This window comes from Cupriavidus pauculus, assembly GCF_008693385.1.
Classification (GTDB): domain Bacteria; phylum Pseudomonadota; class Gammaproteobacteria; order Burkholderiales; family Burkholderiaceae; genus Cupriavidus; species Cupriavidus pauculus_D.
In genome coordinates, this window is the sequence record NZ_CP044067.1 from 2,027,501 (window position 1) to 2,053,904 (window position 26,404).

A 26,404-nucleotide genomic window follows, 5' to 3' on the forward strand; every position below is an offset into this window, starting at 1 on the left:
CGTAAGCCCAAGGTTTCCTACGCAACGTTCATCGGCGTAGGGTGAGTCGGCCCCTAAGGCGAGGCAGAGATGCGTAGCTGATGGGAAGCAGGTTAATATTCCTGCACCGTCGTATGATGCGATGGGGGGACGGATCGCGGAAGGTTGTCCGGGTGTTGGAAGTCCCGGTCCCTGCATTGGAGAAGGCGCTTAGGCAAATCCGGGCGCGGAATTCAAGAGTGTGGGGCGAGCGGCTTTATGCTGCGAAGCAATCGGAAGTGGTTCCAAGAAAAGCCTCTAAGCTTCAGTCATACGAGACCGTACCGCAAACCGACACAGGTGGGCGAGATGAGTATTCTAAGGCGCTTGAGAGAACTCGGGAGAAGGAACTCGGCAAATTGGTACCGTAACTTCGGGATAAGGTACGCCCTGGTAGCTTGACTGGCCTGCGCCAGAAGGGTGAAGGGGTTGCAATAAAATGGTGGCTGCGACTGTTTAATAAAAACACAGCACTCTGCAAACACGAAAGTGGACGTATAGGGTGTGACGCCTGCCCGGTGCCGGAAGATTAAATGATGGGGTGCAAGCTCTTGATTGAAGTCCCGGTAAACGGCGGCCGTAACTATAACGGTCCTAAGGTAGCGAAATTCCTTGTCGGGTAAGTTCCGACCTGCACGAATGGCGTAACGATGGCCACACTGTCTCCTCCCGAGACTCAGCGAAGTTGAAGTGTTTGTGATGATGCAATCTCCCCGCGGCTAGACGGAAAGACCCCATGAACCTTTACTGTAGCTTTGCATTGGACTTTGAACCGATCTGTGTAGGATAGGTGGGAGGCTTTGAAGCGTGGACGCTAGTTCACGTGGAGCCGTCCTTGAAATACCACCCTGGTTTGTTTGAGGTTCTAACCTTGGCCCGTGAATCCGGGTCGGGGACAGTGCATGGTAGGCAGTTTGACTGGGGCGGTCTCCTCCCAAAGTGTAACGGAGGAGTTCGAAGGTACGCTTGGTACGGTCGGACATCGTACCTAAAGTGCAATGGCAAAAGCGTGCTTAACTGCGAGACCGACAAGTCGAGCAGGTGCGAAAGCAGGACATAGTGATCCGGTGGTTCTGAATGGAAGGGCCATCGCTCAACGGATAAAAGGTACTCTGGGGATAACAGGCTGATACCGCCCAAGAGTTCATATCGACGGCGGTGTTTGGCACCTCGATGTCGGCTCATCTCATCCTGGGGCTGTAGCCGGTCCCAAGGGTATGGCTGTTCGCCATTTAAAGAGGTACGTGAGCTGGGTTTAAAACGTCGTGAGACAGTTTGGTCCCTATCTGCCGTGGGCGTTGGAATCTTGACGGGGGCTGCTCCTAGTACGAGAGGACCGGAGTGGACGTACCGCTGGTGTACCTGTTGTCTCGCCAGAGGCATCGCAGGGTAGCTATGTACGGAAGAGATAACCGCTGAAAGCATCTAAGCGGGAAACTCGCCTGAAGATGAGGATTCCCTGGAGGCTTGACCTCCTTGAAGGGTCGTTCGAGACCAGGACGTTGATAGGCTGGGTGTGGAAGCGCAGTAATGCGTTAAGCTAACCAGTACTAATTGCCCGTAAGGCTTGATCCTATAACCAGTGTGTCTTGCCTGGTGATAGCGTTCCGCTAATGTGCCGGCCATATACGACACAACCCCCCTTTACTACACCCAGATTCGTCCCGCTGACCTCCGGTCAGCGTGACAACCCCTTATGCCTGGTGACCATAGCGAGTTGGAACCACCCCTTCCCATCCCGAACAGGACCGTGAAACAACTCCGCGCCGATGATAGTGCGGATTACCCGTGTGAAAGTAGGTCATCGCCAGGCTCTTATGCTCAGAACCCCTCAGCGCACTCCGCTGAGGGGTTTTGTTTTTTACGCTTCTGATTCACGCACCGCATGACGACCGAAGACGACCCGTGCTGGTATCTGTACATGCTCGAATGCGAAGGCAATTCGATCTATACCGGTATTACGACGGACGTGAAACGGCGCTATGCCGCGCATGTCGCGGGAATCGGCGCGAAATACACGCGTGCGCGCAAGCCCGTGCGATTGCTCGGGTGGATGCGGTTTGCCACGAAGTCGGAAGCGCTGCGCGCGGAGATCGCTACCAAGCGAATGACGGCCGCGCAAAAGCGCGCCTTCTGCGCGCAACTCGAACCGCCTGAACCCGAACAGACATAAAAAAACGCCGGCTTGCGCCGGCGTTTTTGCTTTCTGCTACTGCGTCGCTCAGACCAGGGTCAGCGTCACTTCGATATTGCCGCGCGTCGCGTTCGAGTACGGGCACACCTGGTGTGCGGCCTCGACCAGCTTCTGGGCCGCTTCGCGCTCGATGCCGGGCAGCGAGATCTTCAGTTCGGCCTGGATGCCGAAGCCGGCCGGGATCTGGCCGATACCGACCGAGCCGTCGATCTTGGCGTCGGCGGGAATCGCGATCTTCTGCTGGCCGGCCACGAAGCGGATCGCGCCCAGGAAGCAAGCGGAGTAGCCTGCGGCAAACAGCTGCTCGGGATTCAGGCCGTTGCCGGCACCGCCCATTTCCTTCGGTACGGCGAGCTTGACGTCGAGCTGACCGTCGGACGTGACGGCGCGGCCGTCGCGGCCACCGGTGGCAGATGCATGGGCGGTGTAAAGGACTTTGTCCAGCTTGGTCATTTCTTGCTCCTGGTTCGTCGCCTAAAAAGGGCAGGTTGAAGTCAAAGATTTCATCGACGCCGCACATGCGGCGTTCATCCATCGGTCCGCGCGTTCTCCAGCGTAGACCGCAATGCCTGCAAACGCAGTGTCAGCGTCTGAATTTCTTCAATCGAGCACTGTGTTGCACATAACAACTTCTCCGGAATTCCCCGCGCACGCTGGCGAAGCTGCCAGCCTGCGCCGGTAAGGGTCACGAGCACGCGGCGTTCGTCCGCGGGATCCCGCTCCCGGGTGACCAGCGACATCGACTCGAGCCGCTTGAGAAGCGGGGTCAGCGTGCCGGAGTCCAGCGACAGGCGATGGCCCAGTTCCGATACGCTCAGCTTCTCGCGCTCCCACAACACCATCATGACCAGATACTGCGGGTAAGTAAGTCCAAGCTCACCGAGAATGGGCTTATATACCTTGGTCATGGCCAGCGAGCTCGAATACAGCGCGAAGCAGAGCTGCTGATCCAGCAGCAGCAGCGAATCGGGCTCGGAGGGGCGCGTGTCGATGTCCATGTGAGATATCTTATACGCAATTCAATTGTGTGCAAGATAAATTTTGCGATGGCCGCATCGCGCGCAGGGTTGTTTGGGCCCGCATCCGTTCTTTAAGTGTGATTTAAGTCTGCGTCCCTAGGATGACACTGTCGCGCCGGAATCCCCCGCGCAAAGGACATCAGAAAGGAAGAAGACCATGATCCGCCAGACGCTTGCTCGCTCTGCCTTCGGTATCGCAGCACTCGCCGCCATTGCCGGGGGCTACACGTATCTGCAGAAGGAAGTCATCACGCCGGGATATGCCGCACCGGCGCCCATCGTTGCGTCGTCGTCGCCCGTGGCCGTCGCGACGCCGACGGACTTTTCGTCGATCGTTGACCAGTACGGTCCCGCGGTCGTGAACATCAGCGTGACGGCGCGCGCCCAGCGCACCTCGGCACAGGGCGCGAACATCGACCCCGACGATCCGCTTGCCCAGTTCTTCAAGCGCTTCGGTCCGCAGTTCCAGGCACCGCAGCAACAGCAGCCGCAGCTCGTGCGCGGGCTGGGCTCGGGCTTTATCGTGAGCCCCGACGGCCTGATCCTGACGAATGCCCACGTGGTCGACAACGCCACCGAGGTGACCGTGAAGCTGACCGATCGCCGCGAGTTCAAGGCGAAGGTACTGGGCTCCGACCCGCAGACCGATATTGCCGTGATCAGGATCGACGCGAAGGATCTGCCGACCGTGCGTCTGGGCGATCCGTCGAAGGTGCGCGTCGGCGAGCCTGTGGTGGCGATCGGCTCGCCCTACGGTTTCGAGAACACGGTGACGGCCGGCATCGTCAGCGCGAAATCGCGCTCGCTGCCCGACGACACCTATGTGCCGTTTATCCAGACCGACGTGGCCGTGAACCCCGGTAACTCGGGCGGTCCGCTGTTCAACCAGCGCGGCGAGGTGATCGGCATCAACTCGCAGATCTATAGCCAGACCGGCGGCTACCAGGGCCTGTCGTTCGCGATTCCGATCAACGTCGCGACGAAGGTCGAGGAACAGCTGGTGGCGCATGGCAAGGTCACGCGCGGTCGTCTCGGCATCTCGGTGCAGGAAGTCAACCAGGCGCTGGCGCAGTCGTTCAACCTGCCGAAGCCCGCGGGCGCGCTCGTCAATTCGGTGGAGCCGGACAGCCCCGCGGCGAAGGCTGGCCTCAAGCCGGGCGACGTGATCGTGCAGCTCGGCAACGACGTGATCGACCATTCCGGCGATCTGCCCGAGCATGTGGCCGATATCAAGCCCGGTACCGAGACGCAGCTCAAGGTCATCCGCAAGGGCGAGCCGATGACGCTGTCGGTAAAGGTGGGCACGGCCAAGGACTCCGCGGTCGCGCAGAAGTCGAACCAGAACGACGCCGGTGGCAAGCTGGGCCTGGCCGTCCGTCCGCTGACGCCGAACGAGAAGCGTGACAGCGGCATCGATGGCGGGCTCGTCGTCGAGGACGTGGCGGGCCCCGCGGCGCGGGTCGGCATTCAGCCGGGCGACGTCATCCTGTCGCTGAACGGCACGCCGATCAACTCGGCGGATCAGCTGAAGTCGCTCGTGTCGAAGGCGGGCAAGCAGGTGGCGCTGCTGGTCCAGCGCGACGATGCGCGCATCTTCATCCCGCTCGATCTCGGCTGATCGACACGCCTCGGGTGACGCGGTTTACGCTGCACCCGAGGCAGGTATACGTCCCGTATACGCTGACGTATACGGGACGTATACATACCCGCAAAGCCTTGCCAGAGGCCGATTCCAAGGCAACAAAACACACCCGAAGCGCGCGCGAACAGGTATGATCTCGACTGCGATGCATGAAGCGTGTGGTGATTTCGGTCACCACGTCTGGTTCCTGCTGAATCGACAGAAGAAGGAAGTCTATGCAGTTGGATTTCAACCGCGCCCCCCTGACGTCCGGAACCACTCCAGGTACCGAGCGTGCCCGGCAGTCGTCGGGCAAGTCAGCGGGCAGCGCAGCGTCTCCGCGCAGACGCAGGAAGGTCGAGCCGCCTCATTGGGAGCGCGGCTATCGTTCCCACTACTACCGTAACGATCGTGGCGAGAAGCTCGGCGAGGTCCGGCTGTCCGATCGCGGTGAATTGCCTGTTGTCTATCGATGGGCCGCCGGCAACTACTCGGGTGCCGAGGGTTCGCTCGTCCATGCGCGTGCGCGCGTCGAGGAAACCGTTGGCTTCGGCATGCGGCAACTGTCGCTTTTCTGATCCACCCCGCAGGCCCAAGCGGACTCGCCTAGTCGAGCCGCCGTTGTAAGAGCATGAACACTGCCGCGACCAGCGACAGTGCGGCAATCAGCCGGTAGAGATCTCCGCAGGCCACCAGACGCGCCTGTTGTTCCACGATCATGCCGAGCTCCGCCAGCGCGCCCGCATGCGCCTGACCCGTACCGAGGCCGCGCGCCATCAGCGCGGACTGCGCCGACTGTACCCATTGCGCGGTTTCCGCCGGTCTCTGTCCCAATGCATGCATCAGTTGGTCACTGACCGCGAACTGCCGGTTCTGCAGCAGTACCGCTCCCAGCGCCGACGCAAATGAACTTGCCACCTGCCGCAACAGGTTCTTGCTGCGATAGCCATGGCCGAAGTCGTCCGCGCTCAGTGAACGGAACGTCAGGCCCGCGATCGGGATGATGACCATCACGCCGAACAGGCCCTTGCCCAGCAGCCCCCACAGGATGGCCGACGGGCCGACCTCTGGCGACAGGCGCGAGAAATACCAGGCCGAGGCGGCCATCACGATCAGGCCCGCGACCATCACGGGCTTTTTGCGCGGCAGCCGTCGCGAGACCCGCAGGTAGATCAGGATTCCCATGAGGCTGATGCCGGCCGAGAACGTGTTGAGCCATCCCGTGGTCGCCAGCGGGATGCGCAACGCCTGCTCGGCCAGGACCGGGAACACGTAGCTGCTGAGATTGCTGATCAGGTAATAGACGAAATACATGGCGAGCCCGGTCAGGTAGACCGGGTCGCGCAGGCCACGCAGGCGTAACAGGGGTGCGGCGTGGTGCCATTGCCGCCAGAGGAACGTCCCGAGCAGCAGAAGGGCGAGGCTGGCCACGGCGGCGAGCCGCAGCGGATGCGAGAACAGATCGAACCGGGCGACCGCCAGTGCGGACTGCAGTGTCACGATGGCGGCACCGAACAGCAGCAGCGGACCCAGCGCGAGGCCCTCGTTGTCGCTTTTGGTCTCCGCATCGGGGAGCAACCGCCACGCACCGATCGCGGCGACGATGGCAAACGGCAGCACGCCGAAGAACACGTCCTGCCAGACGCCGCGCTCGATGAGCTCGGCCGCGAACGCCGGCGCAAGCGCCGATGCGGTAAAGATTCCGAGCATGAAGATCTTCAGCGCGCGCGGTCGGTCCGCGGCGCCGAACAGCACGTTCACGAGAATGCGGCAGCTGGTGAACAGCGCGCCGCCACCGAAGCCCTGGACGAAGCGTGCCATGACCATTTGCGGCAGCGACACGCTGGTGCCGGCCCCGATCGTGCCCGCGATAAACACGAGCAGCGCGCCGGTCAGGTAGCGGCGATAGCCGAAGCGCCGCGCGAACCAGTTCTGCTTGAGGATCATCAGCATGCTGCCGATGGCGTACGCGGCCTGCACGAGCGCGAAGCTGCGCGGGTCCGCGTTGATCCCGCCGACGATATGCGTCGACGCGAAGACGAACATGATGTTCTCGAGGAACTCGACGCCCGTGGCAAGCCCGAGCAGGATCATCAGCAGCGTCTGCCGCCGACGGTGGGTCAGCCGCGGCATCACGACTGCCCGGCGTCGGCTTCCAGCGCGGCGAGGGTCTGGTGGAGCTTGTTGAGCGAGCGCGTGGCGGCGGCCAGTCCGCTATCGCCGAACGGCGCCCAGGCCTGGCCATAGGCCGCATGCACGGCGGGAATCGCGCGATCGAGCAGGCGCTGCCCCGCTGCCGTGAGGCTGAGTTCGAGGCTGCGCCGGTCCTGCGTGGAGGCCGTGCGGCGTACCAGCCCGCGTGCCTCGAGGCGGTCCACGAGGCGGGTCATCTGGGTGCGTGTGGCATCGATCGCGACGCCGAGTTCGGACGGAATGGTCGGCTCGCCGGCATCGATGGCAAGCATGCTGAGCACCAGATACTGGCCGAGGTCGAGATCGAACTGCGCCAGTGCGCGCTCGATGTGGTTGCGCAACAGCCGGGCGGACCGGAGCAGCAGACGAGAAGCGAGGATAAGGTCGCGTGGCGCCTCCGGGTGCTGCTCGCAGAAGCGGTCGATGCGGCGTTCGAACGACATGGTTTTATTTCATCCGATATAATTACGGATGAAATTATATGCATCCCCCCGCGGCATTGCAATCCGCGATGGCGTCAGCGTTGCCGGAGGGAACGGATGACATCGCGCAACGCACGATGGAGCGCGGCCAGACTCCCTCGCCCCACCGCGGGCGGCGCGCCGTAGCGCAATCGCACGTACTCGGCCGTGAACGCATGGAGCGCGGGCGCGGCCTGCGGCATGGCCGCGGCGGCACGCCGAGCATAGTCCTGGGGGCCTTCCGCCGCGCCACGCTCGTAGCCACGTTTCGCGAGTTCGCGGCAGAAGCGTGCGTAGAGGGCCTGGAGCGGGTCCAGGCGCTGGCGGCGCAGCCACAGCGGGATCAGCCCGAGCAACGTGAGCGCGGCCAGCCCGACCATCAGGATCTGCGGCAGGCGGTCGTCCATGCCGAACTGCCGCAGCAGCGACATCTGGCGCGCGCGGTCGTAGTCGAGGATCCAGCGCTGCCATGTGTACATCAGTCCATCGAGACCCCAGCGCAGGTCGCGCAGCCAGCCCGGCGCGCGCAGCGAACGGACCGCGTCCGCTTCATCGCCGGCCAGTGCCGCATCCACGCCCTGTTCCACGCGGCTTGGCGCCACCGCGCTGGTGGGGTCCACGCGCACCCAGCCGCGGCCATCGATCCAGACTTCGGCCCACGCATGGGCATCCGACTGCCGCACGATGTAATGCCGCCCGATCGTGTTGTACTCGCCGCCCTGGTAGCCCGTGACCACGCGCGCGGGGACGCCGGCCGCGCGCATCAGGAACACGAAGCTGCTGGAATAGTGTTCGCAGAATCCGCGATGGGTATCGAACACGAACGAATCGACCTGCTGGCTGCCGAGCGGCGGCGGGGACAGCGTGTAGTAGAACGCCTCGCCCGCGAAGACGCGCAGCGCGGCCTGCACGCGTTGCCACGGGTCGGGAAACTGCTCGGCCCATCGTGCGGCGAGCGCGCGGCTGCGCGGGTTGCCGTCGGGCAGTTCCAGGGCCAGGGCGCGGATGCGCGGGGGCAGTGTCGCGGGCGGCTCGGTGCCACGGTCGAACGCCGAGCGCGCACGGTAGCGGACGGGGCGGTCGATGGGTACGCGCGCGAAGAACTCGCCGTCGTAGGAGATCCGCGCCTCGGGCATGCCCGATAGCGCGACGCCACGGTCGAGGAGATAGAGCCACGATTGCTGGCTTGCCTCGAGCGTCACCGAGTAGTCGCGCATGCCCGGCGGCGCGGCCGCATCGAGGGCATCGTCGCGCAGCGCGGGCGCGGCGCGCATCAACCGCTGCTGCTCCAGCGTCCGCCATTGCTGGCCATCGTAGCGCCACAGCACGAGGGCGCGCCAGTACAGCGCGCTTGGCGGCAGCGGGTCGCCGGCCATGTCCGCGCGAAACGCGATCTCGGTGGAGCGGATCAGCTCGCCGATACTGCCGGGGCGCATCGTATCCGTAATGCCGGTCTTCCCCGTCGACTCCGATTGCGGCAGGCGCCAGAGCGGATGATCGAGGCGCGGGAACAGTACGAACAGGAAGAGCGCCCACGGCAGGCCGATCAGCGCCATGCGCCCGAGCAGCGGCCAGATCGCGAGCCGGCCGCGTGCCTCGGGATGGTGAAGCAGGAGCCAGTTGCGCAGGACCCATGCGCCGATGGCCATGCTGTACAGCGCGAGCCAGAACGGCTGGTCCGATAGATAGAGCGTCAGCAGCAGATAGAACGAGAGCTGCGTGACCATCGTGGCATCGGATAGCGCCCGGCATTCGAGCAGCTTGAGGATGACGAACGCGCCGAGCAGCGCGACGCAGAGATCGCGCCCGAGGCTCCCGCCTGCCTGCCAGACCAGCGCGGCGGCGGTGGCGAGCACGAGCATGGCGATGACCGCGAGCATCGTGCGCGACGGCAATGGCGCGCGCTGGCGCCACAGCAGCCAGCGCCAGGCCATGAGCACGACCAGAAGCAGGCTGACCGAGACCGGCAGCGTACGCGCCTGCGGCGCAAGCACCAGCGCGAGCTGCCCCATCAGCATGCCGTGTTCCTGATGCGCGAGCGGCCGAAGGCGGGCAGTGGTCATGATGCCGGACGCTCGGGCCAGAGCGCGAGTGCTTCGAGGCAGGCGCGGCGATGCGCGGCACCGTGGCCCGGCGGAATTTCCACGGCGGGCAGGCGCAGGCCGACGTCGAGGTCGTCGCCCGCGGCCAGCACCCACGCGCAGAGGCGGGACAGGCGAGCCTCCGTGTCGAGCCCATCGGGCAGGGCATGCCAGTCCAGCCAGCAGGCGGGGTCGCGCGGCGTCTGTCCCGTGCGGCTCATCCAGCGTCCCGTGCGCGCGCTGTGCTTCCACGCGATACGGTGCAACGGATCGCCGGTGCGGTAGCGGCGCAGCTGGTCGATGCCGTCGTCCGATGCAACGGAGAGTGTGCCGTCCTCGGCGTCGTCGGCGCGCGCGAGCAGTGGCAGCGGAGGCGCGCCGGCTTCCGGGGCGGGATACACGAGCGTGGCGAGCGGCAGGTCCGCATAGCTCCAGACGCGGAACAGGCCGAACGGAAAACGGCTTTCGAGGGTGACGCGGGGCAGGGACAAGCGGCCCCTGCGCGTTGCCGGAAGGCGCAACGCCAGCGCGCCGCTGGCCTGCGCATCGAGCGTCAGCGAGGCGGCTTCCGTCGGCACGGTGGATGCGGTGGAGATCGCGGACGGTGCGGCCGATGGTGACAATTTCCCGCGCGGCAATTTCGCGCGAGGCGTCCGGGCGGCGTTGGCGCGCGCCTCCACGCCGATGCGCGCGGTGTCGTCGCGGTTATCGACCTGCAGCGCAAACACGGCCGCATCGCCGACGAACGCGGGCGAGACCGCGCCGGCGCCGACTTCGAGATCGAGCAGATTGCGATATGCGGTCCACATGCAGGCCATGACGATTCCGATGAGCAGGAACGTCAGGGCAAAGCCAAGGCTGATGTTGTAGTTCAGCGAGGTCATCAGCATGGCGAGCAGCAGCACCGCGAATGCCATGCCGCCGCGCGTCGGCAGGATATAGAGCTGGCGGCGATGCAGCGTGACGACGCCGTTGACGGGCCCATGCGAACGGCGCAGCCAGTCGCCGGGGCTGCGGGGGCGACGCGGGCGCGCGGACGTGTTGGGAGATGTCGACGTGGACATGGCAGCGGCGGCGCGGGCGGAATGGAAAACGCGTTGGCGTTCGCGCGCGCTCAGGGAATCGATACCGATGCGAGCAGACGGTCGACGACCGCGGCCTGATTCGCGCCCTTGCCGGCGCCCGAGGGCAGCAGGCGATGGCCGGCCACGGCCGCGAACACGGCCTGCACGTCTTCGGGCACGACCATTTCACGCTGATCGAGCAGCGCCCATGCGCGCGCGCAGGCCAGCAGCGCAAGACCGCCGCGCGGCGACAGGCCGGCCGCGAAGCTGCCTTCCGCGCGCGTGGCATGCACCAGCGCCAGCACGTAGTCCACGAGCGCGGGCGCGGCATAGACCTTCGCGGCCGCGGCCTGCAGCGCAATCACCTGCTCGGCATTCATGATGGGCGCGGCCTCGTTGGCCGATGCCCCGCCGAGGTAGAGCACGCGCTCGAACGACGGGTCGGGATAGCCGAGCGAGATGCGCATCGTGAAGCGGTCGAGCTGCGATTCGGGCAGCGCGTGAGTGCCGATCTGCTCGAGCGGGTTTTGCGTGGCGATGACGAAGAACGGCGCCGGCAGCGCGTGCGTGGCGCCGTCGTGCGTGACCTGATGTTCGGCCATCGCCTCGAGCAGTGCGCTCTGCGTCTTGGGCGGCGCGCGATTGATTTCATCGGCGAGCACGAGTTGCGCGAAGACGGGGCCGCGATGGAAACGGAACTCGCCAGCATCGCGCATAAAGACCGAGACGCCGATGAGGTCCGCGGGCAGCAGGTCGCTCGTGAACTGCACGCGCTGATACTGGAGGCCGAGCGTACGGGCCAGCGCGTGCGCAAGCGTGGTCTTGCCAACGCCCGGTACGTCCTCGAGCAGCAGGTGACCGCCGGCCAGCATGCAGGCCAGGGCGAGCCGGACCTGGCGCGGTTTGCCCAGCACGATGCGGCCGAGTTGCTGTTGGGCCTCGGCGAGCGAGGCGAGAATCCTTGGGCGGGCAGTCACGTTGGCCTGTCTTCTGACGGTCGGGACGTCGATCGGAATAGCGGGCGGTTTAAAACATACCCGCCCATTGTAGCGGCGGCCCGAGCCGGGCGAACGGTCTGCTTCCGCACGCATGGTGCAATTGCCACAACGACGCTCCGGGCCGCCTCGCGGCCCAGGAATGCGAAGGCGGGATGACCGCAATTTGCGCGTGCGCACGCTGGTTCTGGCATCATCGGTGTGTTGGCGCCCGCCAGCTTTTTCAGATTGCTCTTATCCGCTGCAATGACTCTTCCGTTAGAGGACGCTTCTGACGCGTCCGTGTCCCTGGAATTCGACTCTTCCGCGCCGCTGGCCGATCGGGCTGGTCTGGCGAGTCTCGCGCGTGCCTTTCATGCGGGCGGTTATGTGATCCTGCGCGGTTTCGCGAGCGAGGCGCAATGCGCCGGCCTCGAAGCCGTGACGCGCGAACACCTGGCGGCCGCGGTGCCGCCCGTGGAGTTCGAGGCCGATCTCGGCTATCCGGGCGCGCCGGCCACGCGCCAGGCGACGGGCGGCGCGACCGTGCGCCGGCTGCGACAGGCCTACGGACGGGACGAGGCCTATCGCCGCTGGGCCGCGGATCCACGCATCGTGGCAACGGTGGAGGCGCTGCTGGGCGAGCCCGCGCGGCTGACCCTCGCGCACCACAACAGCGTGATGACGAAGCATCCGTACTACGGCAGCCAGACCGGCTGGCACCGCGACACGCGCTACTGGTCGTTCGTGAGTCCGGAACTGGTCACGGTATGGCTGGCACTCGGCGACGAGGATGAACGGAATGGCGTGCTGCGCGTGATTCCGGGCTCGCACAAGGCGAAGCTCGAACCGGCACAGCTGGATCCGGCCGAGTTTCTCGTGGAGGCACATCCGGCCAGCCAGCAGCTGCTGCGTGGCACCGTGCCGCTCGCGCTGCATCGCGGCGACGTGCTGATCTTCGACAGCCGGCTGTTCCATAGCGCCGGACGCAACGAGTCGGATGCGGTCAAACTGTCGATAGCGTTTGCTTACTTCGGCGCAAGCAACCGCCCGGTGGCCGGCTCGCGTTCGGCGGAGTTCGGCAGCGTGGAGCTGCCCCCGGCCGCTTACTGAGGCCCGCGACGGGGTCAGGTCCGCAGCTGGACCAGCTCCGAGATCTTTTCCGAGGCCTCGAGCAGCGGTGGCAGGAAGCGCTCGACCATTTCCTGCGCGCTCGTCCGGTTGGCCTGCCCGCTGATATTGATGGCGGCGATGACCTGGCCCGACCGGTTGCGGATCGGCGCGGCCACGGATACCAGTCCTTCCTCGAGTTCCTGATCGTTCTGCGCCCAGCCGAGCGCGCGAATGCCCGCGATCAGCGTCTTCAGGGCGTCGATATCGGTGACCGTGCGACGCGTGCGCTGGCGCAGGTCCGACGCGCGCAGTACCCGGTCGAGTTCCGCTTCGTCGAGGCCCGCGAGCAGGACGCGGCCCATCGACGAGCAGTAGGCGGGCAGCCGGCTGCCGATCGACAGGTTGATCGTCATGATCTTGCGCGCGGGTACACGCAGGACGTAGACGACCTCGGTACCGTCGAGCACGGAGATGGAGCAGCTTTCGTGGACCGACTGGGACAGCGCCTCCATGATGGGCTCGGCCAGATTCCAGAACGGCATGGAGGTCAGGTAGGCAAAGCCCAGGTCCAGGATCTTGGGCGTCAGGCGGAACAGTCTGCCGTCCGCCTGCACATAGCCGAGTCCGGCCAGCGTCAGCAGGATGCGGCGGGCGCCCGCGCGCGTCAGGCCGCTGGCCTGGGCAATTTCGGTCAGCGTCTGCGCGGGATGCTGGGCGTTGAAGGCGCGAATGACGGATAGCCCACGCGCAAACGATTGCACGTAGCTGTCGCTGGGTTTCTCGGTGGCGGCGCCCTGCGGCGCGCCCGGTTCGTGGTCGGCTTGGCTCGCCATCGATCGGAAAGTCGGGTCAGAAGGTGGATTCGCAAGCGAACCGCCGCGCCGGCATGGCACGGAAAGGCCGAAATCGTAGTGGAAATATGCGCGACTCGCCAGTCTCGGCTGTCCGCATCGTCCCGCATTGTGCCCCCGGCGCTTGCGCGCGTATCGCTCTCCCTCATAATGTGCGTTTGCACAACGTTGGTAGCACCCGGTGAACGAAACAATCCAGTGGAATGATTGGGAGGCGTTCTGCTGCGTGGTCGAGCAAGGCACCTTTACCGCGGCCGCCGCGCAACTGGACTGCCCGAAGTCCCGCGTCTCGGCGGCGGTGGCACGGCTGGAAACGGCAATCGGCGCCAAGCTGCTCGAGCGCACGACGCGCCGCATGCGGCTGACCGACGCGGGCGGCGCCGTCTATCGCGACGTGGCGCCCTTGTTCGCGCGATTACGCGAGATCCGTCAGGAAACGCTCGCACGCGAGGAGCGCGTGCAGGGCATGCTCCGCATCGCCACGCCTTACGAGTTCGGGGCTCAGCAGCTGGGCGGCGTTATCTGCCGCACGCTGGCCGCCCATCCGGCACTCGATATCACGGTGGAAATTTCCCAGGGGCTGGTCGATCCGATCCGCGAGGGGTTCGATATTGCCTTCGTCACCGTGGAGTCGGACCTGCCCGACTCGGGCACGATCGCCCGCCGCATCTGGCACGTGGAGCGCGGCCTCGTGGCGGCGCCGTCGCTGGCGGCAAGCCTGCCCGCGCAGATGCAGCCCGAAGACCTCTCCAATATGCCGACGCTGGCCACGCCGGGCGCGACCTTCTGGGAGTTCACGCGCGATGGCGAGCGGGTCTCCGTGCCGATTCGCCCGCGCATGCAGACTTACAACGCCGAACTGCGGCTGCAGGCCGCGCTGTCCGGCCTAGGCATCGCGCGCGTGCCGATGACTTACGCGGAGACCGAGATTTCGCAGGGACGACTCGTTCGGGTGATGCCCGATGTGCCGTTACCGCCACTACGAGTATTCGCACTACTGCCCGACCGCCGGCTCCAGCCGCGCAAGGTGCGCGCATTCATGGAAGCGATCGAATCGATGATGGGGGAAGAAGAGGACGGTGCCGCGGTGAATCCGGGACTGACCTGGTAGGGGGACGGAGGATGCGGGGGAGGGGATGCTGGGGGGAGGCGGGCTGCCGAGCCGTGCTGCACTCGCTGTCCGCCTCTCACCGTGGCCCGCTCCGGGCAGGGAGCGGTCAAGCAGGCCTCGGACGCTGTCGCGTCCTCGGCGTGGCGCGGTCAGGCGCCTTCGGAAAACGCGTCGCGACGTTCCGTGACGGTGCGGGCACCGTCGCTGTACGGGCTGCGCGGCTCGCTGACCGAACGTGCGCCATCGGTGAAGGTGCTGCGGGGTTCGTTGACGCCACGCGCGCCGTCGGTGTACGGATCGCGGGTGCCAACGTGGCCGATGCTGCCGTCGAGACGGGCGAGATCGGTCAGGGGTTGGGCGGCGTTGGCAGCGGCGCCCATGGTGAGGCCTAGAGTAACGAGCACAGCCGCGGCCGTGCCCTGGAGCTTGGAGAGAGTCTTCATTGTCGTGCTGGTCCTACTGTATTTTTGTGGAAGCATCGTGGTTGGGTGCCACGGTGGCTGTAATGTAGGCGCCAGCACGCGCGGGAAAAAGGGGTAATCCTCGACAGTCTGTCCAGCTCCCTGAACAATCAGTAAAAACCCTAAAAGTCTTTAATGTATGTGCTTTTTAGGGCGCTTTAACGGCTTCCCGGGAGCTGCCTCAGACACTTCCCAAACTCAGGCGCGCGAGGACCATCAGCAGGATCTGCGCGATCACGAACAGGATCAGCGGCGAGATATCGAATCCGCCCAGACGCGGCACCACGCGGCGCAGCGGACGCAGCAGCGGCTCGGTCAGGTGGTAGATGGCCGGCGCCACCGGCGACTGCGGGTTCACCCACGACAGGATCGCCATCAGCAGCGTGACCCACATGATGAGGCTGATGCCCCACTTGAGCACGTGCAGGACGGCAATGGCGAGGATCACGGGCAGGAAGCCCAGCGGATCGCCCTCGTACACGAGCGTGCGGCAGACCAGATAGACCACGGCGGTAAGCCAGGCCGCGATCAGCGTGGCCCAGTCGATGCCGCCGAAGCCGGGGATGATCCGGCGCAGCGGCCGAACGAGCCAGTCCGTGATCTGGAACACACCCTGCGAGACAGGATTGCGCGAAGGCAGGCGGGTCAGCTGCATCCACAGGCGCAGCAGCAGCGCCATGCCGAACAGCGTGAAGACGATATCGAGCAGGAACGTGACGATTTCCGTGAACATTCGGCGGATTTCCGGTGGGTAGTGAAGGTGTCTACGACCGCACAGATTCTGCCACACCTCGCTATGCGCGCGACCGCACCGGACGTAGCAAATGCGCCCCCTATAATGGGCGACCTCTACAACGCCACGCCGTCTGGTGGCGCACATCCGCCGACACATGACACGCAAGACCGCCGCACCGCTCACCAAGCAGGAATTCGAGGCATTGTCTGACTTCCGCTATCAGCTGCGGCGCTTTCTGCGCTTTTCGGAAGATGCCGCGCGGGGCGAGGGGATGACGGTACAGCAATATCTGCTGATGCTCCATATCCGCGGCTTTCCGGATCGGAACTGGGCCTCGGTGGGCGAACTGGCCGAGCGGCTGCAGACGCAGCAGCACGGCGTGGTCGCGCTGGTCAATCGCTGCGAGGCCGCGGGCCTGGTCACGCGGAAGGTGAATGCCGACGATCGGCGCATCGTCGAGGTGCATCTGCTGCCCAAGGGCGAACGCAGTCTGAATCGTCTTGCCATGCGTCACCGCGCCGAGCTCGAATCGCTGCGTAACACGTTCCGGGTGGCGCGGATTACCGCATTCAACGACGAGGGCGAGGAGGGGGACGCCTGACGGCATCGCGCTCCTCGCCCTCGTGCGCCCGATCGGAAGGCTCCTAGCTCAGGTGCTGGGACAGGAAGGCCAATGCGCGCCCGTGGGCCAGTGCGGCCGAGGGTTGGTGATAGGACCCGCGCGCCCAGCAGTTGAAGCCGTGATCGGCCTTTTCGTAGACGAACACTTCCGTGTCCGGCTTGCCTTCGACGGCGGCGCGGATGTCGGCGACCTGGTCGAGCGTGATATGCGCGTCCAGTGCGCCGAAGTGGAACTGGGCCGGCACGCTCAGCTTGGGCGCTTCCGCGAGGTTCGCGTGGATGCCGCCACCGTAGTAGGGCACCGCGGCATCGACGAGACCGCGCGCGGCCGACAGATACGACAGCAGGCCGCCGAAGCAGTAGCCCACCGCCGCGACCTTGCCGCTGCCACCTAGTTCGGCGCGCAACGCGCGCACCGTGGCCGCGATGTCCGACACGGCCGCGTCGACGTCGGTGGCCTTGCGCAGCGCGAATGCCTGTTCCATGTCGGCGCCGGCATAGCCGAGCTCGATGCGCGGGGCCTGGCGCCAGAAAATGTCCGGTGCGAGGACGACGTATCCATCGGACGCGTACTGGTCCGCAACCGAGCGGATATGTTCGTTGACGCCAAAGATTTCCTGGATCAGCACGATGCCTGGGCCATTGGCCTGCTTGCCCGCGGGGGGCAGGCTCAGATAGGCGTCGAAGCCGCCATCGTTCGTTTCCACTCGAATCCAGCGGCTATTGGGCGTGGTTGCCATGTGTCAGTACTCCGGGGTTTGAACAGGACTGCAGGGACGAGTGCGCAAGTGTGCCACGTCATGTCGCATGCATGTTTGGACGTATTCCGAGAGGCAAGACGCGACGTCTATGAGATTGTGACGACCCGTTACATTCATCGATGTCTTGCTCATGCCGCTCATGTTGAATCGTCAGTGCATCTCGCCGTTTGCCACGCTGCTCGGCGCAGCTTGTGTATTGCCCGGTTTTTCCACGCAGGCCCACGCACAGCAGTCGGGCCAGCCGCAGGTGTCCCCCGGTAACGGCTCCGCGTCGCGGCTGCTGCGGCGCGACCAGCTGATCGAGAATCAGCAACAGGAACGTCTGCAGGAAGATCAGGAGCGCGCGCTTCGCGCATTGCCGGAACCGGAAGGGGCCGACCTCGACGCGATGTCCGGGCAGACCGAAGCCAGTCGGCCCGACGATGCGGGGACATGCCGCGAGGTCACGCGCATTGCGCTCACCGGCGATGTGGAGCGGGTGGACGCAGAGGCGCTGACGCGGATGCGGCAGACGTACGAGAACCGATGCCTGAGCGCTGCGGATCTGAATGCGATGATCGTGGAGCTGACGCGGTCTTTCATCCTGCGCGGCGAGGTGACCACGCGTGCGTATCTGCCGGAGCAGATCGCCGACGACGGCACGCTCGAGATCAACGTGATCCCGGGCGTCATCGAACGGTACGACGTGGACAGCGACCGCGCGAATGCGGTCTGGCCGCCGGGCGTGTTTGCGGCGCGGCCGGGCGAATTGCTCAACCTGCGCGACGTGGAGCAGGCCGTCGAGCAGATGAACCGGCTGTCTTCGAACGATGCGCGCGTGGGGCTGTACCCGGGTAGCGAGCCCGGGCAGACCATCGTGAAGGTGACCAACCGCGGCACGCGGCCCGTGCACCTGTACACGTCGTTCGACAATATGGGTACCAAGGCGACGGGCCGCAACACGTTGTCGGCGACGATCACGGCGGACAGTCCCTTCGGCTTCAACGAGCTGTTCGCGCTGACGCGCCGGCAGTCGGTGTTTCCGCTCGAAGGCAGCCATCGGTCGGAAGCCACGGCGTTCCAGATGCAGGTGCCATACGGCTATCACACGGCATCGATGCAATGGAGCCGCAGCAATTACCTGAACACGGTGACGTTACCGCGCAGCGGACGCAGGATTCAGGTCGAGGGCCGTACCGATGTGTTCGGCGTGAGCGACGACTGGATTGTCTACCGCGACGCGATGTCGCGGGTCTCGGTATCGGGGCGGCTGGCGCTGCAATCGGGCCAGACGTGGATCGCGGGGCTGCCGATCGGCGTCAGCGACCGGGATTTCACGTTTGCCGATCTCGGCGTCGGCGTGACGACGCGGCGGTTCGGCGGCATCTCCACGGCGCGTGTGGGCGCCGTACGCGGATTGGCGATGATCGGTGCGTATCACGATCCCGCGGGACTGCCGGACGATGCGCCCCATGCGCAGTTCCAGAAATTCACGCTGTCGATGACCCATGCGCGACGGCTGCAGCTGGGCAGGCAGGCGCTGGTGCTGTCCGCGCAGTTCAGCGGACAGTATTCGCTGAACACGCTCTACGGGTCGCAGCAACTGCTGATCGGCGGTCCCGGTACCGTGCGAGGTTTCATGGACCATTCGCTTGGCGGGGATCACGGCTACTACGTGCGGACCGAGGCAAGCGTGCCGTGGCAGGTCCTGCAAGGAACGCATAACGTGCGGGGACGCGTCTATGCGGGGCTGGACTGGGGCAACGTGATCAACCGCAATCCCGCCGCGCGCTCGGGCGCGCTGACGGGCGTGGCCATTGGCGTGGGCGCGACGTGGGAGCGTACTCGGTATCGATGCGTCGCTGTCGCGCGCGCTGCGGGCGCCGTCGTCGAGGATGCGTGAAGGGACGCTGCTTGGCGTCCGGGTCAGCTGCTCGATCTGAGGCCGGCAAAAAAAATGCCGGAACCCGACGGGGACGGGTTTCCGGCATCGGACCGCCCAGGGCGGTCGCAGTACTGCTGATCGTTGCTAGCGGGTGAAGCTTGTCGGTGAAGCTCGTTAACAGCGCAATGTCGTTACCAGCGCAATGTCGTTACCAACGCAATTGCACGTTCCTGGCGCCCGGGCTCAGCGTGGTTCGCTTGGAGGCGCCTTCATAGGTCGCCACGACCTGATACGACGCGCGCGGTCCCTTGATCAGGCAACGCGGGCCGTCCGAGGTGAACTCGGCGACCTGCTTGCCGTTGCGCAGCAGCTTGACGTTGACATCGGCCAGGTACTCGCCATTGCTGCCCTTGGTGAAGAGCAGCCCCATGTCGTAGTGACTGGCTTCCGAACGCAACTGTTGCTGTTCGTCCTGTGCGACACCGCCGCACACATAGGTAAACGGCCCCGATGTGGCCGTCGTGAGATCGGCTTGCGCCGCGACAGGGAGCGTGAGTGCGCTAGCGGCCGCCGCAGCCAGCGCCACGCGCTTGAAAACGGTTTTCATCTGCAATGTCCTCTCGCGGTGTACGCACCGTAGTACGCCGGGCCGCTGATGATCATGGCTCTAGTAGATAACGGCGGGCACAGCTCGTATGTCGGTGTTTCGCTGAATTTTTCGAGGGCGCACGGCGTTGGCGTCGTGCGTTTTCGCACGATCCGTGTCGGGTCGGCAAGACCTGACGCCGGGATTCGCTTCCCGGCGGGCATGGGCCCTCGGCCGAGGGTGCGGCGGGGAGGGGACGTCAGTATTCGGACGACTGGCGGAAGCGCGTGTTCCAGTTGTCCGTGTAGGCGCGCACGATCGCCGCGTCGCCGCGGATGAGCATGCCGTTCTCGGCGTTGCGCTGCTGCGCGGCCTTCGTGAAATTGAAGGAGCCCGTGAATACGGCCTGGTCGTCGAACACCATGACCTTGTTGTGGGCGATGGCGGGCTTGGTGTCCACCACGACGGGAATGCCCGCGTGCTTGAGGAACGTGGCGCTCGTGTAGCGCTCGGAGGTCTGGCTCTTGTCCACGATCACGCGCACATCGACGCCGCGGCGGTGCGCGTCGGCGACGGCTTCGGCGATGGCCGCGTTGGTGAACGAGTACGCCTGGATCAGCAGCTTGCGGCGCGTCTTGCCGATGGCATCGACGATCATGTCCTGGCAGCTTGGGCCGTCCGGGACGAAGCACAGCGTGTAGCTGCTGCCCGTGGCGAACGGCGCGGGGCGCGCGGCGGGCGTGCCGAGGGCATCGGCCAGGCTCTCGAGCGACGAGGCGAGTCGGGCCTGGGCGGCGGTGGCGCAGGCCAGCAGTGCGACGGTGACGAGGAGGCGGGAACGCAGGCGGGGCTTGAGGGAGCGGAGGGATCTGAGGGAGCTGAGGGTTGCGGGCACGGCGATTGAGTCGATTGGCAGGATGTTCGAAAACCGGCCCGCAGGGTAGCAGGCCGTGTCTGCCGGGGCAATATCGATCACACCTGCTTACGTGTTGCCTATGATGGAGAGACATCCAACCAGATAGGAGTTCTCATGTCGAACCACACGTACAAGCTCGTCGAGATCGTCGGAACGGCGCCCGATGGCACGGACGCGGCGATTCGCAGTGCCCTGGCGAAGGCCAATGAGACGATCAAGCATATCGACTGGTTCGAGGTCATCGAGACGCGCGGGCATGTAGTCAATGGCGCGGTGGCGCACTTTCAGGTGACCCTGAAGATTGGGTTCCGTGTGAATTGATTGGCCTGGGGAGAGGCGGGCCATCCCGGCCGCTCTCCCTCAATCAAACTGATACGACCACAGCAAATTGATCCGCGGTGACCGGTGGCTCGCGTTGACCGGTTTGTCGCCGACCGGCTGAGCCAGCGAGATATCCATCGAGTAGAAGCGGCGGTCAGAGAAGCGCAGGCCGAGGGCGACCGAGGCGAGGCTGCGGTGGGACAGCGAGAAGCTGTTGGAGAACACGCGCGCCATGTCGTACGCGATGAACGGCTGCAGCGTCTTCAGGTACACGAAGTCCACCGCGAACATGCGGTTGATTTCCGCGGAGGCACCGAACCCCTTGTCGCCCGCGACCTCGCCGGCCGGATAGCCGAGGCCGAAAAAGCGGCCGCCGAAGCTGATCTGCTCGCTCGACGCGAGCTTCTGCGCGCTGTACTGGCCCGCCGCCGAGAACGCGACGCCGAAGCCGAGCGGCAGGTCGTTGGCCTGCGAGACCAGCAGGCGCGTGCGCACGAAGCTCAGATCGTTCTGATTGTTCTCGCGATTGGCGCCAAGGCCGTCGATGCCCTTGAACACGCCGAGCGTGGCGCTGCGCGTCACCCCTTCCCCACGAAACTGGTAGGCGAGTTCCGCGCTGGCCACGCGCACGTTGGTGCCCAGCGTGACCTCGCGCCCGGCGCCGGGCTGCACGGCCTGGGTATAGCGCTCGAACTGTTCGTTGAGGTAGAAGCCGCCGGTGCCCGTGAGCGTATGGCGGTTGCTGAGGATGAACGGATAGCTCAGCGAGGTGCCGACGCGCTTGCTGTCGTTGACGTAGCGCGATTCGAAGCCGATGGGCGCAAGCGTGGAATTCTGCGGGTTGCCGCGATAGTGCGAGGCGTACAGCTTGGCGAGCATCCCCTCCGTGCCGATCGGTTGCGCATAGCTGGCCGCGTAGTACTCCTCGCCGTTGGGCCCCTTCGGATAGAGCGCCGACACCGAAATCTGTTCGCCGAGCGGCGTCAGGCTGTTGGTGGTCGCCGTGGCGATGCCGCGGATACCGGGCGACACGTATTCCAGGCCCGTGCCAAACGTGAACGGCTTGCGCTTGACGTCGAGCACCATCTCCGAGGCACCATCGGTGGTGGTCGGCGGCTGCACGGTGGCGGCCACCTGCATGCCGGGCTGCTGCGCAAGCACGTTCACATAGTGTTCGAAGCTTTCGCTGCGCAGCGGACGATCCTTCCTGAGCTGTTCCGCGATCTTGCGCAGGCGGCCCTCGGACGGGCCAGGCTTGCCCTGCACCGTGACGTTGGAGACATAGCCTTCGACCACGGTGACGAGCACATTGCCGTTCTCGAACGCCTGGGCCGGCACGAAGGCGAACGAGAGCGGGTAGCCCGCTTCCTTGTACATCGCGGTGACCTCTTCCGCGGCCTTGAGCAGTTCCGCGACGGTGATCTCGTGATTGGCGAGCGGCGCGAACTTGGCGGCGATCTGGTCGAACGGCAGCGTCTTGACGCCTTCGATCTGGAAGCGGCGCGGCGTGAGGCGCGCGGCGAGCAGGTTCTGCAACGCGTTATCGGGCCGTTCGACCTGGACGGTCACGTTGCTTTGCGGCGGCTTCGCGGGTGCAATGCTCGGCAGGGTTTGGGTGGGATCGCCCTGGACAGGGCTGCGTTCGGCGAACGCGGGCAGGTGATGGCAAGCACCGACGCCGATGATGAGCGCGGCGACGCGATGGCGTGTACGCATGGTAATACCCCAGAAAAAATAGACTGCATGCCGGCTGTGGATTGGCCACGTGTCGTGTGGCCCAGCCGCGGACTTCGCCCGGCAGGGGTGCCGTTCCCTCCTGCCGGTTCTGCGAAGCCGCTGCCGTACTGCGGTGTTGCCGTGCTGTGGATTGCCGCGGATCAGCGCTTGCCGCCGAGTGCGCCGGTCACGCCGCCGACGAGACCGCCGACGAGGCCGGTCACGGGTGCCAGCGGGTTGGCGGTGCTGCCCGAGCCCGATCCGCCGGTGCCGCCCGCGGGCGCGTTGCCGCCGGTGAGCGCGCTGGTCACGCCGCTGACGAGGCCGGTGACCGGTGCGAGCGGACCGCTGGCCGCGCCGCCGTTGGCGCCGCCGGTGAGCGCGCTGGTCACGCCGCTGACGAGGCCGGTGACCGGTGCGAGCGGGCCGCTGGCCGCGCCGCCGTTTGCGCCACCGGTCAGGCCGCTGGTGAGACCGCTGACGAGGCCGGTGACCGGTGCAAGCGGGCCGCTGGCCGCGCCGCCGTTTGCGCCACCGGTCAGGCCGCTGGTGAGACCGCTGACGAGGCCGGTGACCGGTGCAAGCGGGCCGCTGGCCGCGCCGCCGTTGGCGCCACCGGTCAGTCCGCCGGTGAGACCGCTGACGAGGCCGGTGACCGGTGCAAGCGGGCCGCTGGCCGCGCCACCGTTCGCACCACCGGTCAGACCGCCGAGCAGGCCCGTGATCGGGGCGAGGGGATTGCCGCCGCTGCCGGCACCGCCGGGGTTGTTGACGATGCCGCCGACCGACGCGACCGTGTTGCCCGCGCTGGTGACGATGCCGCCCACGCTCGAGACCACCGGCGTATTGGTATGGGTGATGGTGTTGCCGCCATTGGCGAGCGCGCCGCCCAGCGCGCCAAGCAGCGTGCTGACGGGAACGCCGAGGCCGGTGGCGGCGCCGACGTTCTGCGTGGTGCTGGTCAAGGCCGAGGTCAGCGGCACGATCGCCTTGCTGACGCTGCTCGTGATCTGCTCGACCGGCCCCGTGGAGAGCGCGGTACCGAGCTTGTCGCCGACCTTGTCGACCACGCCACCGACTTGCGTGACCAGGCTGCCCACAGGCGTGGTGACCGCGCCGAGCGGCGCGAGCGCGCCGGTGCCGAGGCCGGCCACCGCGCCACCCGCATTGCTGACCGCGCCGCCGAGGTTGCTGACGACGTTGCCGGTGCTGGCAACGGTCGTGCCCAGCGGGTTCGCATTGTTGGGCATGTTGCCGAGGCCGTTCTTCACGCCCGTGCCGAGCGCATCGACCGCGCCGCCAACGGAGGTCAGTACGCCGCCGAGACCTTCCTTGGTCTGCGTCGAGACGACGGGCAACGGTGCGTTCTTGACCTGATTGCCGATATCGGTGACGGCGTTGCCGATGCTATTGACGATGTTGCCCGCGTTGTCGGCGACGGTGCTGGTCGGCGTCTTGACGACGGTTTCACCGCCGTTGTTGCCGCCATTGTTACCGCCGTTGTTGCCACCGTTATTGCCGCCGTTGTTCCCACCGTTGTTGCCGCCATTGTTGCCACCGTTGTTGGCGCTGTCGGTGCCGCCACCGGTGCCGCCGTTGCCGCCACCGATGGTGCCGGTCGAACCGTTGCTGCCGGACGTGCCCGCGGTGCCCATCGAGGTGGAACCGCTGCCGCTCGCGCAGCCGCCCAGAGCGAGCAGCGCGCCGACCAGCGCGGCCAGCGCCACCTTGTTGGCGATGGGGTGACGAATCTCGTTGTGATTGACCTGGTTTGCTGCGTGCTTCGAAGCACGACGTTGTGCGTTGCGCATGACCGTATTCCTTTTTTGATTTACCCGACAAAGGACTCACGACGCTCGTTGCCGCTGTTGTGCCCTGCATATGGCGGCGCGCCGTACCCGTATGCCATTAGCGCAAGCGATGTGCCAGTGGACGGTGTCCGTACCGCTTCTGTGGGGGGTGGTCGCTGGAAGCCGCCTGCGACAAGGCTTTGCGCGGCATCGGTCAAACGCGCGCATCAAGCGGACGGTGCCGGCGCGGCCCGCGCATCGCGTTACGCGTTACGTAACGGCGCGGTGACGGCGAAACACGTTTCGTGACACGTAACGTCCGCGCGGCGGCCATCGCGATGCGGCGGCACGCGGTGGCGAAATGCCAGAGAGCCGCCTGTCACAAGGGCTGGCGACCCGCGGCACAGGATCGTTTGAGACAAGCGTCAGCGCTTGGCACGCGCTTTGCGGAACAGGGTCCGCGAAATTCGACAGCGCATCGATGAATGCAGCGTCGCCGATCCGAACGGGTGGTCGGCCACGTAGATGTCGATCGAGCATTAAAGCCGCGCGGGATCCATAGCGAAAGAACACCAAAGGAGAACAATCATGAAGGTCACGACCCACCGTCCGATGAATGTGATGGCCGTCGCCAGCGCGGCGGCTCTGCTCATGCTGGCTGGCTGCTCCTCGAGCGGCAATGGCAGCGGTGCGAATCCGGGTAATCCGAACCAGCCCTCGACGCCTTCCAATCCCACGCCCCCCGCGCAGACGCCGCAGACCACGCCTGTCGGCCAGGTCGGCAACGGTGTGGGCAATACCGTGGTGGCCACGGGCAATGCCGTGAGCGAGATCGGCAAGCAGTTGCAGGATGCGAACCTCCCGCTGCTGCCCGATGCCACGCAGGACGCGACCGGTGGCGTGTTGATCAAGGCAGGCGAGACGGTGGCCACGCTGGGCGGTGGCGTGCGCGATGGACTCGGCAAGATCGGTGCGGTGGATAACCCCGTGGGCGTGACCGTCGGCAATACGGGCAACGTGGTCGTGAAGGCTGGCGAGACGGTATCGAGCGTCGGCGATGTCGTGAAGTCGCTCGGCAGCGATCAGCTCGCTCCGCTCGCGCCGGTGGTGAATCCCGTGGGCGGCGTCGTGCAGAAGGTCGGCGACGTGGTCCAGACCGCTGGCGGCAAGCTCGGCGACGCGCTGAGCAACGGCCCCGTGGCACAGGTCACGACGCAGGTGAGCAAGGCGATCGTGCCGCTGACCACGCAGGTCACGAACGGGACGCAGACGGTGGGGGCGGCCACGGGACTCGGCGCGCCGGTGAACACGTTGCTTGCCACGCTCGGCGGCACCGTTGCGAGCGGCGGCAGCATGCTGACGAATACGCATGCGCCCGTCGTATCGCCGCTCGGCGGTGTGGTGACCGAACTGGGCAAGACCGTGGCGGTGGCCGGTGTGGTCCTGCACGGCAATGGCAGCGTCGGCGGCAATCCGCTTGGCGGCCTGTTCAATAACCTGCCGCTTTCCGGTTTGACGGGTGGCCTCGGCGGCCTCGGTGGTTCGGGCAGCGGGAGCGCCAGCCCGCTCGCGCCGGTCACGGGTCTGCTGGGCGGATTGACGGGCGGTCTCGGGAACGTGACGGGCGGTGCGACGGGTGGAAGCGGGAGCGCCAGCCCGCTTGCGCCGGTCACCGGTCTGCTCGCGCCCGTGACGGGCCTGGTTGGAGGCCTGACGGGCGGGCTCAAGGGTGCCGCGGGCAGTGCGACGGGTACGGGCACGAGCGGACAGACGGCACTCGGGTTGCCGAATCTGCTCGGCCTTGCGCGCTGAGTGGCATTTCGCTCATCAGGATTTTCCCTTAACGACTACTTTACGGTGCGCTGTCGTCCTTACCCCGCGCGGCGCATCCTTTTATTCGCAGCATGCAGCGTTCCGGCTCTTAAAGTCCGG

24 protein-coding genes and 2 rRNA genes (1 of these 26 only partly in view) are annotated in these 26,404 nt (G+C 65.7%); 11 read left to right on the forward strand and 15 right to left on the reverse strand.

Translation table 11 applies throughout. The features are described from left to right. From FOB72_RS27335 to FOB72_RS27345, 3 genes are all read left to right on the forward strand, one after another. Window positions 1–1,593, forward strand: a 23S ribosomal RNA gene (locus FOB72_RS27335); it begins 1,286 nt to the left of the window's first position. Window positions 1,594–1,717: 124 nt separating this feature from the next. Next, window positions 1,718–1,831, forward strand: a 5S ribosomal RNA gene (rrf, locus tag FOB72_RS27340). A gap of 72 nt (window positions 1,832–1,903) precedes the next feature. After that, the gene (locus FOB72_RS27345; protein ID WP_150376102.1) at window positions 1,904–2,191 is read left to right on the forward strand and encodes a GIY-YIG nuclease family protein; all 288 of its coding nucleotides are present in this window, start codon (window positions 1,904–1,906) and stop codon (window positions 2,189–2,191) included. 48 nt (window positions 2,192–2,239) lie between these two features. Here FOB72_RS27345 and FOB72_RS27350 read toward each other — a convergent pair whose 3' ends face one another. Both FOB72_RS27350 and FOB72_RS27355 read right to left on the reverse strand, forming a co-directional pair. Beyond that, entirely contained in the window at window positions 2,240–2,665 is a 426-nt protein-coding gene (locus FOB72_RS27350) for an organic hydroperoxide resistance protein (protein WP_150376104.1), read from the reverse strand. 74 nt (window positions 2,666–2,739) lie between these two features. Further along, window positions 2,740–3,210 carry a MarR family winged helix-turn-helix transcriptional regulator gene (locus FOB72_RS27355; protein ID WP_150376106.1) on the reverse strand — a complete coding sequence of 157 codons (471 nt, stop codon included), beginning with the start codon at window positions 3,208–3,210 and terminating at the stop codon, window positions 2,740–2,742. Window positions 3,211–3,388: 178 nt separating this feature from the next. Between FOB72_RS27355 and FOB72_RS27360 the strand changes: the two genes are divergently transcribed. Both FOB72_RS27360 and FOB72_RS27365 read left to right on the forward strand, forming a co-directional pair. Then, window positions 3,389–4,849 (forward strand): DegQ family serine endoprotease, encoded by a 1,461-nt coding sequence (locus FOB72_RS27360; RefSeq protein ID WP_150376108.1) that lies wholly within the window; start codon window positions 3,389–3,391, stop codon window positions 4,847–4,849. A 239-nt stretch (window positions 4,850–5,088) separates the two neighbouring features. Next, complete coding sequence (locus FOB72_RS27365; RefSeq protein WP_150376110.1) at window positions 5,089–5,430, forward strand: hypothetical protein; 342 nt, start codon at window positions 5,089–5,091, stop codon at window positions 5,428–5,430. Between the two features lie 28 nt (window positions 5,431–5,458). On the opposite strand, the gene FOB72_RS27370 is transcribed toward FOB72_RS27365, so the two are convergent. The 5 genes from FOB72_RS27370 to FOB72_RS27390 form a co-directional block, all read right to left on the reverse strand. Further along, a complete protein-coding gene (locus FOB72_RS27370; protein WP_150376112.1) occupies window positions 5,459–6,985 on the reverse strand; it encodes an MFS transporter in 1,527 nt (508 codons plus the stop codon). Continuing rightward, complete coding sequence (locus tag FOB72_RS27375; protein WP_150376114.1) at window positions 6,985–7,488, reverse strand: MarR family winged helix-turn-helix transcriptional regulator; 504 nt, start codon at window positions 7,486–7,488, stop codon at window positions 6,985–6,987. Before FOB72_RS27375 ends, FOB72_RS27370 begins: the two co-directional genes overlap by 1 nt. A gap of 74 nt (window positions 7,489–7,562) precedes the next feature. Next, window positions 7,563–9,569 (reverse strand): DUF3488 and DUF4129 domain-containing transglutaminase family protein, encoded by a 2,007-nt coding sequence (locus FOB72_RS27380; protein ID WP_150376116.1) that lies wholly within the window; start codon window positions 9,567–9,569, stop codon window positions 7,563–7,565. Next, a complete protein-coding gene (locus tag FOB72_RS27385; protein ID WP_150376118.1) occupies window positions 9,566–10,651 on the reverse strand; it encodes a DUF58 domain-containing protein in 1,086 nt (361 codons plus the stop codon). The genes FOB72_RS27380 and FOB72_RS27385 overlap by 4 nt, the downstream gene beginning before the upstream one ends. Before the next feature lie 50 nt (window positions 10,652–10,701). Continuing rightward, window positions 10,702–11,628 carry an AAA family ATPase gene (locus tag FOB72_RS27390; RefSeq protein WP_150376120.1) on the reverse strand — a complete coding sequence of 309 codons (927 nt, stop codon included), beginning with the start codon at window positions 11,626–11,628 and terminating at the stop codon, window positions 10,702–10,704. Between the two features lie 264 nt (window positions 11,629–11,892). Here FOB72_RS27390 and FOB72_RS27395 point away from each other — a divergent pair, with 264 nt between their 5' ends. Continuing rightward, window positions 11,893–12,738, forward strand: coding sequence for a phytanoyl-CoA dioxygenase family protein (locus tag FOB72_RS27395; RefSeq protein ID WP_150376122.1), 846 nt, complete (start codon window positions 11,893–11,895; stop codon window positions 12,736–12,738). Window positions 12,739–12,752: 14 nt separating this feature from the next. Here the strand turns inward: FOB72_RS27395 and FOB72_RS27400 are convergent, their stop codons facing one another. Beyond that, complete coding sequence (locus FOB72_RS27400; protein ID WP_150376124.1) at window positions 12,753–13,571, reverse strand: IclR family transcriptional regulator; 819 nt, start codon at window positions 13,569–13,571, stop codon at window positions 12,753–12,755. Between the two features lie 199 nt (window positions 13,572–13,770). Between FOB72_RS27400 and FOB72_RS27405 the strand changes: the two genes are divergently transcribed. Further along, window positions 13,771–14,700, forward strand: a complete 930-nt coding sequence (locus tag FOB72_RS27405) for a LysR family transcriptional regulator (protein WP_150376126.1) — start codon at window positions 13,771–13,773, stop codon at window positions 14,698–14,700. A gap of 149 nt (window positions 14,701–14,849) precedes the next feature. On the opposite strand, the gene FOB72_RS27410 is transcribed toward FOB72_RS27405, so the two are convergent. Continuing rightward, window positions 14,850–15,143 (reverse strand): hypothetical protein, encoded by a 294-nt coding sequence (locus tag FOB72_RS27410; protein WP_150376128.1) that lies wholly within the window; start codon window positions 15,141–15,143, stop codon window positions 14,850–14,852. A gap of 199 nt (window positions 15,144–15,342) precedes the next feature. After that, window positions 15,343–15,894, reverse strand: coding sequence for a YggT family protein (locus FOB72_RS27415; RefSeq protein WP_150376130.1), 552 nt, complete (start codon window positions 15,892–15,894; stop codon window positions 15,343–15,345). A gap of 157 nt (window positions 15,895–16,051) precedes the next feature. Between FOB72_RS27415 and FOB72_RS27420 the strand changes: the two genes are divergently transcribed. After that, complete coding sequence (locus FOB72_RS27420; RefSeq protein WP_150376132.1) at window positions 16,052–16,498, forward strand: MarR family winged helix-turn-helix transcriptional regulator; 447 nt, start codon at window positions 16,052–16,054, stop codon at window positions 16,496–16,498. A 43-nt stretch (window positions 16,499–16,541) separates the two neighbouring features. On the opposite strand, the gene FOB72_RS27425 is transcribed toward FOB72_RS27420, so the two are convergent. Continuing rightward, entirely contained in the window at window positions 16,542–17,258 is a 717-nt protein-coding gene (locus tag FOB72_RS27425; protein WP_150376134.1) for a dienelactone hydrolase family protein, read from the reverse strand. Between the two features lie 151 nt (window positions 17,259–17,409). Here FOB72_RS27425 and FOB72_RS27430 point away from each other — a divergent pair, with 151 nt between their 5' ends. After that, window positions 17,410–19,161 (forward strand): ShlB/FhaC/HecB family hemolysin secretion/activation protein, encoded by a 1,752-nt coding sequence (locus FOB72_RS27430; protein ID WP_150376136.1) that lies wholly within the window; start codon window positions 17,410–17,412, stop codon window positions 19,159–19,161. Window positions 19,162–19,351: 190 nt separating this feature from the next. Here the strand turns inward: FOB72_RS27430 and FOB72_RS27435 are convergent, their stop codons facing one another. Together FOB72_RS27435 and FOB72_RS27440 are read right to left on the reverse strand one after the other, a co-directional pair. Then, a complete protein-coding gene (locus tag FOB72_RS27435; RefSeq protein WP_223851593.1) occupies window positions 19,352–19,750 on the reverse strand; it encodes a hypothetical protein in 399 nt (132 codons plus the stop codon). Window positions 19,751–19,988: 238 nt separating this feature from the next. Then, window positions 19,989–20,624 carry a phospholipase D family protein gene (locus tag FOB72_RS27440; RefSeq protein WP_223851594.1) on the reverse strand — a complete coding sequence of 212 codons (636 nt, stop codon included), beginning with the start codon at window positions 20,622–20,624 and terminating at the stop codon, window positions 19,989–19,991. Between the two features lie 135 nt (window positions 20,625–20,759). On the opposite strand from FOB72_RS27440, the gene FOB72_RS27445 reads away from it, so the two are divergent. Further along, window positions 20,760–20,966, forward strand: a complete 207-nt coding sequence (locus tag FOB72_RS27445) for a dodecin (RefSeq protein ID WP_150376138.1) — start codon at window positions 20,760–20,762, stop codon at window positions 20,964–20,966. Window positions 20,967–21,005: 39 nt separating this feature from the next. Here FOB72_RS27445 and FOB72_RS27450 read toward each other — a convergent pair whose 3' ends face one another. Together FOB72_RS27450 and FOB72_RS27455 are read right to left on the reverse strand one after the other, a co-directional pair. Beyond that, a complete protein-coding gene (locus FOB72_RS27450) occupies window positions 21,006–22,682 on the reverse strand; it encodes a ShlB/FhaC/HecB family hemolysin secretion/activation protein (RefSeq protein WP_150376140.1) in 1,677 nt (558 codons plus the stop codon). A 161-nt stretch (window positions 22,683–22,843) separates the two neighbouring features. Beyond that, window positions 22,844–24,493: a collagen-like triple helix repeat-containing protein gene (locus FOB72_RS27455; RefSeq protein WP_150376142.1), complete on the reverse strand. Its 1,650-nt coding sequence runs from the start codon at window positions 24,491–24,493 to the stop codon at window positions 22,844–22,846. Window positions 24,494–25,060: 567 nt separating this feature from the next. On the opposite strand from FOB72_RS27455, the gene FOB72_RS27460 reads away from it, so the two are divergent. Then, window positions 25,061–26,284 (forward strand): collagen-like triple helix repeat-containing protein, encoded by a 1,224-nt coding sequence (locus tag FOB72_RS27460; protein ID WP_150376144.1) that lies wholly within the window; start codon window positions 25,061–25,063, stop codon window positions 26,282–26,284. The last annotated feature ends 120 nt before the right edge of the window (window positions 26,285–26,404 follow it).